Source organism: Candidatus Rokuibacteriota bacterium (genome assembly GCA_016188005.1).
Taxonomy (GTDB): Bacteria; Methylomirabilota; Methylomirabilia; order Rokubacteriales; family CSP1-6; genus UBA12499.
On record JACPIQ010000024.1, the window covers coordinates 1 to 14,370 of the forward strand.

General features: G+C 70.0%; 15 protein-coding genes, 2 tRNA genes and 1 other RNA gene. 6 read left to right on the forward strand and 12 right to left on the reverse strand.

Annotated features, from left to right (window positions below; genetic code table 11):
- Window positions 1–554: 554 nt before the first annotated feature.
- From HYV93_05410 to HYV93_05440, 7 genes are all read right to left on the reverse strand, one after another.
- Window positions 555–631, reverse strand: a tRNA-Pro gene (locus HYV93_05410).
- A gap of 40 nt (window positions 632–671) precedes the next feature.
- Window positions 672–1,235: a non-canonical purine NTP pyrophosphatase gene (locus HYV93_05415; GenBank protein ID MBI2525402.1), complete on the reverse strand. Its 564-nt coding sequence runs from the start codon at window positions 1,233–1,235 to the stop codon at window positions 672–674.
- A 46-nt stretch (window positions 1,236–1,281) separates the two neighbouring features.
- Window positions 1,282–2,031, reverse strand: coding sequence for a ribonuclease PH (gene rph, locus HYV93_05420; protein ID MBI2525403.1), 750 nt, complete (start codon window positions 2,029–2,031; stop codon window positions 1,282–1,284).
- A gap of 154 nt (window positions 2,032–2,185) precedes the next feature.
- Complete coding sequence (locus HYV93_05425) at window positions 2,186–3,709, reverse strand: N-acetylmuramoyl-L-alanine amidase (protein MBI2525404.1); 1,524 nt, start codon at window positions 3,707–3,709, stop codon at window positions 2,186–2,188.
- Between the two features lie 252 nt (window positions 3,710–3,961).
- Window positions 3,962–4,297: an SDR family NAD(P)-dependent oxidoreductase gene (locus HYV93_05430; GenBank protein MBI2525405.1), complete on the reverse strand. Its 336-nt coding sequence runs from the start codon at window positions 4,295–4,297 to the stop codon at window positions 3,962–3,964.
- A gap of 4 nt (window positions 4,298–4,301) precedes the next feature.
- Window positions 4,302–5,648 carry a hypothetical protein gene (locus tag HYV93_05435; GenBank protein ID MBI2525406.1) on the reverse strand — a complete coding sequence of 449 codons (1,347 nt, stop codon included), beginning with the start codon at window positions 5,646–5,648 and terminating at the stop codon, window positions 4,302–4,304.
- Window positions 5,649–5,678: 30 nt separating this feature from the next.
- Window positions 5,679–5,972 (reverse strand): hypothetical protein, encoded by a 294-nt coding sequence (locus tag HYV93_05440; GenBank protein ID MBI2525407.1) that lies wholly within the window; start codon window positions 5,970–5,972, stop codon window positions 5,679–5,681.
- 279 nt (window positions 5,973–6,251) lie between these two features.
- Here HYV93_05440 and HYV93_05445 point away from each other — a divergent pair, with 279 nt between their 5' ends.
- From HYV93_05445 to HYV93_05455, 3 genes are all read left to right on the forward strand, one after another.
- Window positions 6,252–6,476: a ribbon-helix-helix protein, CopG family gene (locus HYV93_05445; GenBank protein ID MBI2525408.1), complete on the forward strand. Its 225-nt coding sequence runs from the start codon at window positions 6,252–6,254 to the stop codon at window positions 6,474–6,476.
- The gene (locus HYV93_05450) at window positions 6,460–6,723 is read left to right on the forward strand and encodes a type II toxin-antitoxin system RelE/ParE family toxin (protein MBI2525409.1); all 264 of its coding nucleotides are present in this window, start codon (window positions 6,460–6,462) and stop codon (window positions 6,721–6,723) included. Before HYV93_05445 ends, HYV93_05450 begins: the two co-directional genes overlap by 17 nt.
- Window positions 6,724–6,934: 211 nt before the next feature.
- Window positions 6,935–9,442 carry a glycogen/starch/alpha-glucan phosphorylase gene (locus HYV93_05455; GenBank protein MBI2525410.1) on the forward strand — a complete coding sequence of 836 codons (2,508 nt, stop codon included), beginning with the start codon at window positions 6,935–6,937 and terminating at the stop codon, window positions 9,440–9,442.
- A gap of 101 nt (window positions 9,443–9,543) precedes the next feature.
- Here the strand turns inward: HYV93_05455 and ssrA are convergent.
- Both ssrA and smpB read right to left on the reverse strand, forming a co-directional pair.
- Window positions 9,544–9,898: a transfer-messenger RNA gene (gene ssrA / locus HYV93_05460) on the reverse strand.
- Between the two features lie 146 nt (window positions 9,899–10,044).
- Window positions 10,045–10,506, reverse strand: a complete 462-nt coding sequence (gene smpB / locus HYV93_05465; protein ID MBI2525411.1) for an SsrA-binding protein SmpB — start codon at window positions 10,504–10,506, stop codon at window positions 10,045–10,047.
- 52 nt (window positions 10,507–10,558) lie between these two features.
- Between smpB and HYV93_05470 the strand changes: the two genes are divergently transcribed.
- From HYV93_05470 to HYV93_05480, 3 genes are all read left to right on the forward strand, one after another.
- Window positions 10,559–10,645 (forward strand) — tRNA-Leu (locus HYV93_05470).
- Between the two features lie 281 nt (window positions 10,646–10,926).
- Entirely contained in the window at window positions 10,927–11,259 is a 333-nt protein-coding gene (locus tag HYV93_05475) for a LysR family transcriptional regulator (protein MBI2525412.1), read from the forward strand.
- Between the two features lie 75 nt (window positions 11,260–11,334).
- Complete coding sequence (locus HYV93_05480; protein ID MBI2525413.1) at window positions 11,335–12,465, forward strand: sulfate transporter; 1,131 nt, start codon at window positions 11,335–11,337, stop codon at window positions 12,463–12,465.
- 158 nt (window positions 12,466–12,623) lie between these two features.
- Here the strand turns inward: HYV93_05480 and HYV93_05485 are convergent, their stop codons facing one another.
- From HYV93_05485 to HYV93_05495, 3 genes are all read right to left on the reverse strand, one after another.
- Window positions 12,624–13,355 carry an ABC transporter ATP-binding protein gene (locus tag HYV93_05485; protein MBI2525414.1) on the reverse strand — a complete coding sequence of 244 codons (732 nt, stop codon included), beginning with the start codon at window positions 13,353–13,355 and terminating at the stop codon, window positions 12,624–12,626.
- Entirely contained in the window at window positions 13,345–14,067 is a 723-nt protein-coding gene (locus tag HYV93_05490; GenBank protein MBI2525415.1) for an ABC transporter ATP-binding protein, read from the reverse strand. Before HYV93_05490 ends, HYV93_05485 begins: the two co-directional genes overlap by 11 nt.
- A partial coding sequence (locus tag HYV93_05495; GenBank protein ID MBI2525416.1) for a branched-chain amino acid ABC transporter permease occupies window positions 14,067–14,370 on the reverse strand: 304 nt, incomplete at its 5' end. The genes HYV93_05490 and HYV93_05495, both read right to left, overlap by 1 nt.

A 14,370-nucleotide genomic window follows, 5' to 3' on the forward strand; every position in this document is an offset into this window, starting at 1 on the left:
TCACCCCGCGCTCCCGCTCTACAACCATCCTACGGTCGGCACCCCCGGCCGGGGTCCACCCTAACTCGTCACGTGAGGGGACGGCTCCCGGGGGTCCCATGTTTCTGAACAGGCCGGGTCCCATACTCCTGAAAATCGACACCGGTCGCCGCGATCTCCTTGGCCGTCGCAAGCGACCGCTCGAGACTCAGGACCTTACAGACGCTCTCAACGTCGCTCAGAATGGGAGACAGGCCGCGGCGCTGCGCGCACGGTCTGCGTACCAACTACCATTTCCACGCCCCGGTCATCGCACCGCACTGCCTCCCCATGGGCGACCCTGGGTGGCTCTGCTTGGCCGGCCGTTGACACAGGCCGTGGTGCACGTCGTCGGGCGTCAACAGGGCGGGTCCCGTGGGGTGGTTCCGGCGCCGGTCCCTCCCCAAGCGCCCCTACCCGAGTGGCCGCCGGGCCGGCCACCGGGGCCGAGCACAGTGCTTGTCGCACCCCCCTCCTGTCTCACCACCCCTATTCTCTATAGGGGCTGAGACAGGTGAGGCAGGGTTCCTGAAGTGTGGTCGGGGTGAGAGGATTTGAACCTCCGACTCCCTGCTCCCAAAGCAGGTGCGCTACCAGGCTGCGCTACACCCCGACACGGACACGCGCAGTATACCGTCCGGCGCGCGGGCGGTTCAAGGCGGCGCGGCGCCGGCCCGCCAGCGGAGCAGCAGGGCGCGCGCGCGGCCGAGCGCCCGGCCGCGGTGGCTCACGGCGTTCTTGGCCTCGGCCGTAATCTCGGCGAAGGTGGCGCGGAGCGGCGGGTAATAGAAGATCGGGTCGTAGCCGAAGCCGCCGCCGCCGCGCGGCGCCTCGAGCAGCAGGCCCGCGACGATGCCCTCCACCGTGGCCTCGCGCCCGCCGGGCTCGCAGAGGGCGATGACGCAGCGGTAGCGCGCGGTGCGCCCGGCGGGCGGCACGCCGGCGAGCTCCCCGAGCATGACGGCGCAGCGCTCGGCGTCGGAGAGGCCCGGCCCGCCGTAGCGCGCCGAGAGCAGCCCGGGCCGGCCGCCGAGGGCGTCAACCTCGATGCCGGAGTCATCCGCCAGGCTGAGCGCCCCCGTGGCGGCAGCGACGGCCCGCGCCTTGCCGAGGGCGTTGTCGGCATAGGAGGCCTCGCCCTCGGGGGGGAGGACGACGCCGGGGTAGTCCGCGAGCGAGCGGATCCGGAAGGGGACGCCCTCGAGGAGCGCGGCCATCTCGCCCGCCTTGGCGCGATTGGCCGTCGCCAGGACGAGCGGCGGCTCAGAGGGCGAAGACCTTCTCCGCTCGGGCCCCGCGGGCACGCTGCTGGAGGGAGACGAGCTGGGCGATGCCGCCGCCGGCCAGGGCGAGCATCTGATCGAGCCGGTCGCGGCCGAAGGGCGCCTGCTCGGCGGTGCCCTGCACCTCCACGAAGGCGCCGGCGGCCGTCATCACCACGTTCATGTCCACCTCGGCGGTCGAGTCCTCGATGTAGTCGAGATCCAGCACGGGCCGGCCGCCGATGATGCCCACGCTCACCGCCGCCACGCACTCACGCAGCGGCGAGCCAGGCAGCGTCCTCGCCTCCACCAGCCGGCCGAGGGCATCCGCCAGCGCCACCCAGGCCCCCGTGATGGCCGCCGTGCGCGTGCCGCCATCGGCCTGGATCACGTCGCAATCCATCCACACGGTGCGCTCGCCCAGCTTCGTCATGTCCACCACCGACCGGAGGGATCGGCCCACGAGCCGCTGGATCTCCTGGGAGCGCCCGCTGGGGCTACCGCGCTCGCGCCCCGTGCGCGTGTTGGTGGAGCGCGGCAGCATGCCGTACTCGGCCGTGACCCAGCCCTTGCCCTGCCCCTTGAGGAAGCGCGGCACCTGCTCCTCGACGGAGGCCGTGCAGATGACCTTGGTGTCGCCGAACTCCACGAGCACCGACCCCTCGGGGTGGCGCAGGTAGTCGCGCGTGAGCGTGACGGGGCGGAGCTGCTCCGCGCGGCGGCCGTCGTGCCGCGGGGCGGGAGCGCTCATGCATCGATCCTTGGCGCACGTTCGCCAGTCTGATCGTCACGCCTGAATGTGGAAAACCTCGCGTGGCGGTTGGGCCTCTTCGCGCAAGCGCCTTCTTCGTCACGCCTGAATGTGGAAAACCTCGCGTGGCGGTTGGGCCTCTTCGCGCAAGCGCTCATCGGGGGGGGGGCGTCCGCTCCGCGCGGGCGCGGGCCGCCTGGGCCGTGCGCATGCGCTGGTCCCAGCGACGCTTGTACTCGCTGAGGCCGGCATAGATGGCGCGGGCGGCGGCCTCCCGGTACTCGGAGGTGGCGAGCTTGCGCTCCTCCCGGGGATTGGTGAGGAAGCCGATCTCCACGAGGATGGCGGGCATGGCCGCGCCGCCCAGGACGTAGAAGCCGGCCTGCTTGACCCCGCGGTTCACGAGGCGCATGGACTGCGTCATGGAGTCCTGCACCGTCTCGGCCAGGAAGCTCGACTCCTGCTGGAACTCGGACTGGGCGAGGTCCCAGAGGATGCTCCGGAGGAGGTCCGTCTTCTGACGGGAGGCCGGCGTCTCGAGCTGCACCGCGCCGTTCTCGATGGCCGCCACCTGGCGCGCCTCGGTGTCGCTGGCCTCGGAGGAGAGGAAGTAGGTCTCCACCCCCTCGGACACCGCGCGGGGGTGGGCATTGGCGTGAATGGACACGAAGAGGTCGGCGCGCTGCTTGTTGGCGAAGTTGGTGCGCTCGCGCAGCGGGATGAACACGTCCGTACTCCGCGTCAGCGCCACCTTGACGCCGAGCCCGTCCTCCGCCATGCGCGCGACCCGGCGGGTCACGTCCAGCACCACCTCCTTCTCCTGGAGCCCGCTCGGCCCCACGGCGCCCGGGTCGTGGCCGCCGTGACCTGCATCCAGCACGATGAGCCGGAGTGGCTCCATGCCGGGCCCGGCGCCGTCCGGGCCGGCGGGCTGCTTCGGACGGTGGATGTCGATCACGATGCGGGGCGGATCCTGGAGGGTGAAGTCCTTGACCTCTCCGGCCCGACTGGCCAGGGCCACGCGCAGCACGGCATCGCCATTGGCAGGCGCGAGCCTCAGCCCGTCGACGAGACCATCGTCCACCTCCTGGGCCTGCGGCGCCTGGAGCCCGAGGCCTGCGAGGCGCACGCGGACCTCGTCCCGGCTCGCCTCCACGGTGTAGGGGATGGCCCCCGCCGTCTCGATGACGACGCGCGTGAAGGACGGATAGGAGCGCAGCCGCAGGTCCTCGAAGGCCACGGAGGGGCGCTGGGGCCGGGGTGGGGGCTTGGGCGCGGCGGCCGCCACCCGCACCAGCATGACGCCGGGGGCGAGCTTGGCGAGCCCCTTGCCGAGGAAATCATCGGGCAGCAGCCAGCCGGCCGAGCCCACGCGAGGCGGGGACTGGAGGGTCACGGGGGCGCCCAGCAGCGTGATGCGCGACTGGTTCTGGGTGAAGGAGGCCGAGCGCGAGCCCACGGTGAGCGTTCCGCGCGAGCCCTTGACCTTCCACGTGCCCTTGAGGAGCGCCGCGAGCCGCTCGGCGGAGACGTACACGCCTCCCTCGCCCAGGGCCGTCTGGGTGAGGGAGCCGAGGGCACCGCTCTTGGACCTGAGCTCGATGGTGGCCGGGCGCGCCGCCTCCGTCGCTCCGGACCACATCGCCAGGAGCGCCGCGCACAGCAGCCATCCGCTCATCCGGTATCGCATCAGCCCTGGTCTCTGCGGTACGGGACATTGTATCAACCGGGCCCGGGGCGACGAAGCTTTCCGCCGCGGGGCTGCCAGGCGATCCCCACGGCCTGCGCGACGCCGGAGGCGCCCGCGGGATGGCCGCCCTTCCCCAGAGCGATGTGGACCCGCGCGGGAGGCGTGGATCACCCCGCGGCCCCGGCAGCGGCAGGCGGAGAGTGCCCGCTGCTCGCCCTCAGAATCCCTCCATGCCGCCGCTCACGTGGAGCACCTGGCGGGTGATGTACTTCGAGACTTCTGGATGAGCGCGTCGCGGAAGTCCCCCGCATTGTTGACGAGGATGTCCACCGTCCCCCATGCGGCGACGGCCCGCGCCATCATGGCCCTCACCTCGTCCGTCCGCGTCACGTCGGCCTCATGGGCCAGTGCCTCGCCTCCCTGCCTCCGCACCAGCCCCACCGTCTCCTCGGCCCGGGCCCCCGCCCTGTCATTGACGAGCATCCGCGCCCCCGCCCCCGCGAGACAGAGCGCCATGCCCCTCCCCAGATCGCCGCCAGCCCCGGTGATCACCGCCACCTTCCCATCCACTCTCACGGTGTCACTCCTCGACGGGCATGGTCACGGGCTCGCCTGCGCCATAGAAGTACGCCCCGCGCCCGGCGGCCCCGCCGACCACGGCGATCTCGAAGCACTCGGGGGTCTCCACCACCGGCAGCGCCAGGTCGGGATGGTCGGCCAGCCAGGCCAGCTCCGGGTGGGCGGCCTCCATGGCCTTGGGCTCCTTGTTGAGCATGAGCGTCCTGAACGGCAGCCTGGCCGCGCGGTAGAGCGCCTGCTGAAGCTCCCGCCGCCCCCACCCCGCCCGGGCGAAGAGCTGGGCGTGCTCCGGGCAGATGAACAGGGTGTTGTGCTCTTTCTCCTCGGTCTTGTAGCGCGGATCGGCCCGCCGGCCGATGAGCCAGAGCGCAGTACCCACCTGCGCCACGTTGGTGGCCGCGGTGGCGAAGACCGCCACGAGGTCCTCGGGCGTCGTGCTCCTGAAGTCGTGGAGCTCGCAGATCCCGTAGACGAAGTGCACGGTGACGCTGCTCTGCTCGCGGGACATGCCCCTCGTGACGTGGTACGGCTCCCAGGGGCTCCCGGCCTGGTTCTCGGCGCAGCAGAGGCTGTACTTCAGCGGCGAGCCGATGGTGTCCATGTCCGAGACGCCCACGTAGGTGTGCCCCACGTTCATCATCGTGAGCCTCACGGCCCGCCCCAGCACCGTGTTGCTGGCCGACGGCGCCCCCGGCCCGAGCGCACACATGCCCGAGTTGAGCCCGGCCAGATGCGCCCGCGGCCCATTGACCAGCACCAGCGGGGCATGCGGCCCCGTGGACATGGCCTTGTTCCGGATGTACATCTTCGGCTCCGCAAGGCACTTCACCGCGGCGATGAGGAGCGGCAGATGCACGGGCGCGCAGCCCGCCATGACGGCGTTCACGGCGAGCTTCTCGACCGTGGCGATGCCGAAGCCGGGCTCGAGGGTCGCGATGACCTCGGCGGGGTCACGTGTCGTGCCGCGGAGCATGGCCTCCACGGCGCGCGGCGTGGGCGCCACCAGCGGGAAGGCGTCACTCCAGCCGCGGGCGAGGAAGTCGCGGTTCATCCCCTCCCAGGCCTCGAGGAGATCGCCCCCCTCGTAGACGAGCCGCTCCTCGCCCTGCGGCCGGGCCTCCTCGGCCCAGGCCTCCACCGGGGCCGTCAGCCCCGCGACCACCTGCTCGACGGCGGCCCCGGCCATCCGGTGGACGTCCTCTGGCCGCTGATTGGTGAAGGGCAGCGGCACCACGGCCAGCGGCAGCCCCGAGAGCCCGAAGGAGAGCGCGCTGCGCCGGGCGTCGGCGACGAAGTGCTCGGCGGTGAAGATGACGGTGGGCACGCCCCGCCGCTCCAGCTCGACCATGTCGTGGACACCCCACGACGTGCAGGACCCTCAGTCGTTGGTAGTGCCGACGACGGCCTGCACCTCCGAGGCGATGCGGTCGGCGTCCTCCGCCGTGCAGTGGCGCATGAGCCAGCCCACGGAGCCCGTGTAGCGGCGGAAGTTGATTCCGGGGAAGCGGGCGGCGAGGAGTGCCTCGGTCCTGTCCAGGGCGGCATCCCCCCCGGCCTTCATGTTCCAGTAGAGTCCCACCGTCGCCCCCGCGAGATCCCGGAGGCGGGCGGCCGGCTTCACCGAGTGCTGGACCGTGCGGGCAACAGGGTTCTGGATCTCCAGTCGGGCCATGGCACGCTCCTCCCTGTGGTGAGAGTGGCGCCGATGATCCGCCCGAACGCCCGCGCCTGTCAACCGGCCGGGAGCGGCGCCCCGGGCGGGGGAGCGCCCTCGACGAGGTGTGACAGGTCAGGCATCCCTTGTCCGTCGCCACCTTCCAGCCTTTCGGGATGCTGCCCGGTCCGGGGATTGCCGGGCTCGTCTCCCCGTCACGGGCGCGCCCGGGAAGATTGACGGTCGGGCCGGCGAGGGGCATACTTGTCTTGCAAGTATTACAGGGAGGTGCGTGAGATGCCCGTGTCGGTATCGGTTCGGCTTCCGGACAAGACCGCGCAGGCCCTGGACGACCTTGCCAGCGCCACAGACCGCCCGCGGACCTATCTGATCGTGAGAGCGCTCGAGGCGTATCTGGCGGATCACGCCGACTACCAGGTTGCGCTCGACCGGCTGCGGGACAAGGACGATCCGGTAATCTCCTCCGGGGAGCTCCGACGGCGCCTTGGCCGCAAGGATTGAGTACAAGGCGTCAGTCGCGAAGGACCTGCGGAAGCTCGATCGCGCCGAGGCGATTGGGGCCGTGAGCAGGCTCGAGCGGGTCCTGGCGGCCGAGGGGCTCCGGGGCGAGGCGCTCTCCGGGGAGTTCGCCGGCAGGCTGAGGATCGGGGACCTCCGCGTGATCTACGCGAGAACCGACGAGGGCTACCTCGTCCTCCGGATCGGGCACCGTCGCGACGTGTATCGAAGGGGGCGACCAGCCGAGTGACGGATCCGCCCCTACCTGGGGGTGAATGGCACGGGGATCCCCAGGCGGGACTCAGACCTGGCGGGGCGCCTGGGCAAGCGGCCCGGCGGCACCGCGACGGCGCGCAAGGGGAAAGAGCCTCGACGGGCGGCTTGACGGGTCCGTCGGCCGCGCTGTATCAGGGGAGGTGGCGCCCGCGCGGGCCGCCTGGATTCAGCCCTCGGGAGGGGTCATGCCGGACGATCCAACGCAGGCGGCCATCCAGCGCGAGGAGGCCGGCCTCGATGCAGCCTCGCTCAAGCGCTCGCTCGTCAACCACCTCGTCTACTCGGTGGGCAAGGACTCCATCACCGCCACCACGCGCGACTGGTTCTATGCCGCGGCCTACATGACGCGCGATCGCCTCATCGAGCGGTGGATGGAGACCATGCGCAGCTACTACCGCCGCGACGCCAAGCGGGTCTACTACCTCTCCATGGAGTTCCTCATGGGGCGCACGCTGATGAACAGTCTGCTCAACCTGGGCTTCGCCGAGGAGTGCCGCCAGGCGCTCGCGGAGATCGGCCTCGACCTGCAGCAGGTGCGCGAGGTCGAGCACGAGGCCGCGCTCGGCAACGGCGGCCTCGGGCGGCTGGCGGCGTGCTTCCTCGACTCCATGGCGACGCTCGACCTGCCCGGCTACGGCTTTGGCATCCGCTACGAGTACGGGATGTTCGCGCAGCGCATCGAGGGCGGCTGGCAGGTGGAGCACCCCGACAACTGGCTGCGCTACGGCAACCCCTGGGAGTTCCCGCGCCCGGAAGTCCTGTACCCGGTCAAGTTCCACGGACGCGTGCTGCAGTACGCCGACGCGGAGGGCCGCCTGCGCCACCAGTGGGTGGATACCGATGACGTGATGGCGATGGCCTACGATACCCCCATTCCCGGCTACGCGACCCACACCGTCAACAACATGCGGCTCTGGGCAGCCAAGGCGACGCGCGATTTCGACCTCCACTACTTCAACGAGGGCAACTACATCAAGTCCGTGCAGGCCAAGAACGAGTCGGAGAACCTGTCCAAGGTGCTCTACCCCGACGACACCACGGCGATGGGGCGCGAGCTGCGCCTCAAGCAGCAGTACTTCTTCGTCTCCGCCTCGTTGCAGGACATCGTCTACCGCTACCGGAAGTTCCACGAGCGCTTCGACGAGCTGCCGGACAAGGTCGCCATCCAGCTCAACGACACTCACCCGTCCATCGCCATCGCCGAGCTGATGCGCATCCTGGTGGACCTGCATCACCTGGAGTGGGACGCCGCGTGGGACATCACCGCACGCACGTTCTCCTACACCAACCACACGCTCATGCCGGAGGCGCTGGAGACCTGGCCGGTCGGCCTCCTCGAGAGCATGCTGCCGCGCCATCTGCAGATCATCTACGAGATCAACCATCGCTTCCTCAGGGCCGTGATGCACCAGTATCCCGGCGACACCGAGGTGCTGCGCCGCATGTCCATCGTGGACGAGAGCGGCGGCCGGCACATCCGCATGGCGCACCTCGCCATCGTCGGCAGCCACAGGGTAAACGGCGTGGCGCAGATCCACACCGACCTCATGAAGCGGACCATCTTCGGCGACTTCGACCGCTTCTATCCCGGCAAGATCGTCAACGTGACCAACGGCATCACGCCGCGTCGCTGGCTGAACCAGGCCAACCCGCGCCTGGCCGCGCTGATCACCTCGCGCATCGGCCACGGCTGGGTGAAGGACCTCGGCCAGCTGAAGCACCTCCTGCCGCTGGCCGATGACGCCGTCTTCCGCGCGGAGTTCCGCGCGGTCAAGCGCGCCAACAAGGAGCGCCTGGCCGCCCTGCTGAGAGAGCGGTGCGGCATCGAGGTCAGCGCGGACTCGCTGTTCGACGTGCAGGTCAAGCGGATCCACGAGTACAAGCGGCAGCTCCTCAACCTGCTGCATGTGGTCACCCTGTACAACCGCCTGCGGGGCGAGCCATCCGACGCCCCCCCCGCGCGCACGGTGATCTTCGGCGGCAAGGCGGCGCCCGCCTACGCCATGGCCAAGCTGATCATCAAGCTCATCAACGACGTGGCCGACATCGTCAACAACGACCCGCGCGTCGGCGGCCGGCTGAAGGTGGCGTTCGTGCCCAACTACGACGTCTCGACCGCCGAGGACATCATCCCCGCAGCGGATCTCTCCGAGCAGATCTCCACCGCGGGCACCGAGGCCTCCGGCACCGGCAACATGAAGCTGGCGCTCAATGGCGCGCTCACCATCGGCACGCTCGACGGCGCCAACATCGAGATCCGCAACGAGGTGGGGCAGGACAACATCTTCATCTTCGGGCTCGGCGCGGAGGACGTCCAACGCCTGCGCTCCAGCGGCTACCGCCCGCTGGACGTGTACGAGGCCCAGCCGGAATTGAAGCAGGTGCTCGACATGATCGCCTCGGGCTACTTCTCGCCGGACGAGCCCACGCGCTTTCGGCCGCTGGTGGACGCGCTACTTCACGGCGACCACTACCTCCTGCTGGCCGATTACGCCTCCTACCTCGGCTGCCAGCGGGAGGTCGAGGCGACCTACCGCGACCAGGAGCGCTGGGTCCGCAAGACGATCGCCAACGTCGCGAGCATGGAGAGATTCTCCAGCGACCGCAGCGTGCGGCAGTACGCCGCGGAGATCTGGCACACGAAACCCGTGGCACGGCCGGGCGGCGCGGGCACGCCCTCGCCGGTGGCGTGACCGGCCGCGGCCGGACCGCCCCCGCCGCCGCGACCCAGGATGACCACGAGGAGGCGAAAGAGCGAGAGGCCCGCACCGATTCTCGGTGCGGGCCTCGGATATGGTGGAGGCGGTGGGCATCGAACCCACGTCCGGAAACCCTCGGCGGCAGGCATCTACATCCGTGGCCGGCTTACTTCCGCTCTCGCCGCCCGCCCCTCCAGCCGGCGGGATTGTCGGGCGGCCAGCCCCTGCGGATCTCGCCCCTCACCCCGGGGCGGGGCTCGGAGCCAGTCACCAGAGTATGACGTCCTTGACCGGGCCCTGATGACTCGACCCGGAGGACGCTGGCGGGTGTTAGGCCGCCAGGGCTAGCTGTGTGTTGGCAGCTAGTACTGTGCCCCCGGTTTTACGAGGAGAGAGCACCTCGGGATGCCGCCTGCACCTCACTGATCCCCGTCGAAACCAGTCGCCCCCTTACCTGGGGCGGGCACCCGGGCTGTCGCCCGCCCATCTTGTTCACCTGGGGTGGGCGCCCGGGCTTCGCCACGCCCACCCCCGCCGGTATCCCGCTCCGTGCGAGATCCCCTGGCGCGATCTCAGTCGCCGTCAACCCTGGTGTGTCAGCCGCGACTGTGCGTTCTTGCTTCCTTGGCCATCTCGCGCTTGACCTCGCGCTCGCGGATGGCGGCGCGCTTGTCGTGGAGCTTCTTGCCGCGCGCGAGCCCGATCTCGAGCTTCGCGCGCCCCTCTTTGAAGTATAGACGAAGGGGGACCAGCGTCAACCCGCGTTCGGCCACCTTCCCCGTGAGCCGCGTGATCTCCCGTCGGTGCAGCAAGAGCTTCCGCGGCCGCTCCGGGTCGTGGTTGGCATCCGTGCCGTGGTGATAGGGGGCGATGTGACAGCCGAAGAGCCAGGCCTCGTCCCGCTGGATGCCGGCGTAGGAATCCTTGAAGTTGACCTCGCCCTCGCGCAGCGACTTCACCTCGGTGCCCCTGAGAGCCAGTCCCGCCTCGTAGGTCTCGAGGATGTCGAAGTCGTGGCGGGCCTTCCGGTTGGTGGCGATGAGCTTCTCGGCGGCCATCGAGCCCCCTTGACTTCACGGGTCGGGTCGGTATGCTAATGGTCCTGTTCGGGCCGAAGTGGCGGAATTGGCAGACGCGCATGATTCAGGGTCATGTGCCCGCAAGGGTGTGGGGGTTCGAGTCCCCCCTTCGGCACCACCGATAATCAACGGCTGACCCCGGCGGCTCCCTCCAAAGTGTACCTCGGCCCTGGCCTCGTGTGCTGAGCTTGCTGATGACGTGCGCGCGCAGCTCGAGCTCCTCGCCCGCCGCGTGCCGGTGGGCCTGCCCCTGGTGGTGACGCTGATCGGCGCCGTCCTGGCGCGCGCCGCGGGCATCGTCCGCGTCCCCATCTCGGTCGAATGACGGTATCATCGGCAGGGCCGGAGGGGGTGTCGAGCCATCGGCGGCGAGGGACCGCTCGGGCCAGGGCCACCAGCGTGGAACCGAAGATCAAGGTCTGGGTCACCTTCGAGGCGGTCAAGTTCGGCGACGGGCGCGCCGCGCTCCTCGACCTCATCGATTCGCTCGGCTCCATCAGCCAGGCCGCGGCGCGCGCCGGCATGTCGTACCGGAACCTCTGGGGCTACCTGCGCGAGCTCGAGGCCGCGGCCGGCTTCAGATTCCTCGAGCGGCGGCGCGGCGGAGGCCCCCGGGGCGGCACCCGGCTCACCGGCGAGGGCCGCGCGTTCCTGCGACGCTACCGGCGCTTCCGCCGCGCCATGGATCTGGCGGCAACCCGCCACTTCAGGCGGTCCTTCCCCGAGCGGTAGGCTGCCAGCCTTTCTTCTTGCAATTGTGCTCTGTCCAGCATATTAGTCTCGGGCGAAGAGCTCACTCCGTCCGACATGAGACTCTGGGGCAACGAGTACGACCTGCGCGAGGCTGCGGGCGCCTTCGGCGACCTCGGCACCCTCATCCCCTTTCTCGTCGGTTACCTGACCATCAGCAAGCTCGACCCGGTGGGCGTGCTCGTGGCCTTTGGCCTCTTCAAGGTCGTGGCCGGCCTGTACTTCAGGACCCCCATGCCCATCCAGCCCATGAAGGCCATCGGGACCGTGGCCATCAGCCAGGCCGGCGCCATCACCCCGGGCGCCATCTGGGCCTCCGGCCTCTTCACGGGGATCCTCTGGCTGGTCATGGGGCTGACGGGCGCGGTGAGCTGGATCGCCCGACTCACGAGCCGCCCGGTCGTCCACGGACTCGTCCTGGGGCTGGGGCTCGCCTTCATGCTGGAAGGGCTCCGGCTCATGGCCGACGACTCCCTCATGGCGATCCTCGCCGTGAGCCTCACCTTCGTCCTGCTCTCGCGCGAGCGCGTCCCGGCCATGCTCATCCTCCTGCTCCTCGGCGCCGCCGTCGCCATCGCCCGGCAGCCCGGGCTGCTGGGCGAGCTGGGCAGCATGGCCTTTCGCTTCCAGCTGCCGCGCCTGGCGCTCGCACACCTGCGATGGGAGGACACCCTGACCGGAGTGTTCGTCCTCGGCCTGCCACAGGCCGCCCTGACGCTGGGCAACGCGATCATCACGACGGTCGAGGAGAACAACACCCTGTTCCCGGACCGGCGCATCACCGTCCGCCACGTCGCCGTCGACCACGGGCTCATGAATCTGCTGGGCACCTCGCTGGGCGGGGTCCCGATGTGCCACGGCGCCGGCGGCATGGCCGGCCACGTCCGCTTCGGCGCCCGCACGGGCGGCTCGCTGGTCATCCTCGGCGTCCTCGTGCTCTTCGTGGGCCTCTTCCTGGCGGACTCGGCCGCCACGCTGTTCAAGCTCTTCCCCTCCTCGGTGCTCGGCGCCATCCTCTTCTTCGCGGGGCTCGAGCTTGCGGCGGGCTCGCAGGGCGGCGGCGTCGACAGGAACGACCGCTACGTGTTCCTCGTCACGGCGGGCGTGTCCATGTGGAACATGGGCGCGGGGTACCTCGCCGGATTGCTCCTGTGGCACGCCATCCGGCGGGGCTGGTTGAGGGCGTGACCCTCTCTCTCGCCCGCGCGCGACCGGGGAGTCAGCGCAGTCGAGTCGGAGGCGGGGGCGGCCGGTAGCCGAGCATCCGGTCGTAGAGGTCGGTGCGGCGGTCGGAGAAGGGATCGGCCAGCTCCGTCCAGTGCCGGTAGCGGGCCTGGGCCAGGCCGTCAGACACCCAGGTAGAACTTCTTCACGAGCTCGTTCTCGGCCAGCTCCCGGGTGCTCCGCCCCTCGAACTCGATCCTGCCGTGGACGATGATGTAGCCGCGGTCGGCGATCTTGGTGGCCTGGTTGAAGTTCTGCTCGGCCATGAGCACCGTGAGGTTGTGGCGCTCCTTCAGCTCCTTGATCGTGGCGATCACCCGGCTGACGAGGATGGGCGCGAGCCCCACCGAGGGCTCGTCCACCAGCAGGATCCGGGGCTCCGACATGAGCGCGCGCGCCACGGCCAGCATCTGCTGCTCGCCGCCGCTCATGCTCCCCGCGAGCTGCCGCCTCCGCTGCTGGAGGATCGGGAAGGTCTCGAGGCAGGCCTTCAGGTTGCGGTCGATCTCCCGGCGGGCTTCGGGGCGGTAGGCGCCGAGGAGCAGGTTCTCCTCCACCGTGAGCTTGGGGAAGAGGCGGCGCCCCTCCGGGACCAGGGTAACGCCGAGGTTCACGATCTCCTCCGTGGATCGGCCTACCAGGTCCATGCGCTGCCCGTCCACCTCCAGGGCGATCTGGCCGCTGGTGGGCTCAATCAGGCCCATGATGCACTTGATGAGGGTGCTCTTGCCATTGCCGTTGGTGCCGAGCAGCACCACCGTCTCGCCCTGGCTGGCCTCCACCGAGACGCCGTGGAGCACGCGCACGGCGCCGTAGCCGGCATGGACGTCCGAGACGACGAGCCTATTCCCCAAGGTAGGCGGTCTCCACGCGCTTGTTGTTCACCACCTCGTCGGGAGAGCCCTCGGCGATCTTCTCGCCGGCGTCCAGCACGGCGATCCGCTGCGAGAAGCGCATCACCGCCCGCATGATGTGCTCGATCATGATGATCGTGATGCCGCGCTCGCTGAGCCCGAAGAGGATGGGCAGGATGGCGTCCACCTCGGCGTGGGACAGCCCCGCCATGGCCTCGTCCGAGATCAGAAGCCGGGGCTTCGCGGCCATGGCCCGCGCCAGCTCGAGCTTTCGCATGTCGATCCCGGTGAGATCGGCGGGCCGGGCCTGCGCCTTGGCGTCGAGCCCCATCAGCCGCAGGATCTCCATGGCCTCGGAGGCCACGGCCGATCGGGGCACCTGCCCGTGGGCCGCGTACTCGAGCGGGATGCAGAGGTTCTCGAGCACGGTCATGCTGGTGAAGGGCCGCGGGATCTGGAAGCTCCGGCAGATACCCAGCCGGGTCCGCTGATGGGCGGGAAGCGTCGTGATGTCCTTCCCGCGGAAGACCAGCGTCCCCCCGTCGGTCCCGAGCGCGCCCGAGATGCAGTTGATGAGGGTGGTCTTGCCCGAGCCGTTGGGGCCGATGAGCCCGAAGCGTTCCCCCTCCCGCACCTCCAGGCTCACCTCGTTGAGCGCCCGGAAGCCGCCGAAGCGCTTCGTCACGCCCCGAACCTCCAGCAGGGCTGCCATCAGCGGCTCCTTCGATGGAACAGCCGCTGGGCCAGGCCGACGATCCCCTGCGGCGCCAGCATGACGAAGGCCACCAGCACGATGCCCACGATGAGGAGGTTCAGCTCCGAGGCGATCGTGACGGTGGCCACCTGCTGGGCGGTACCCAGCAGGACGGCCCCGATGATGGGGCCGACCCACGTCGTCGTCCCGCCGATCATCGGCATTGCCAGGCTGTTGACCGCGTAGTCGAGGCTGAACACCGACCCCGGCTCGACGAGGGTCACGTAGTAGGGGAACGGCGTCCCCGCCACCCCCATCAGA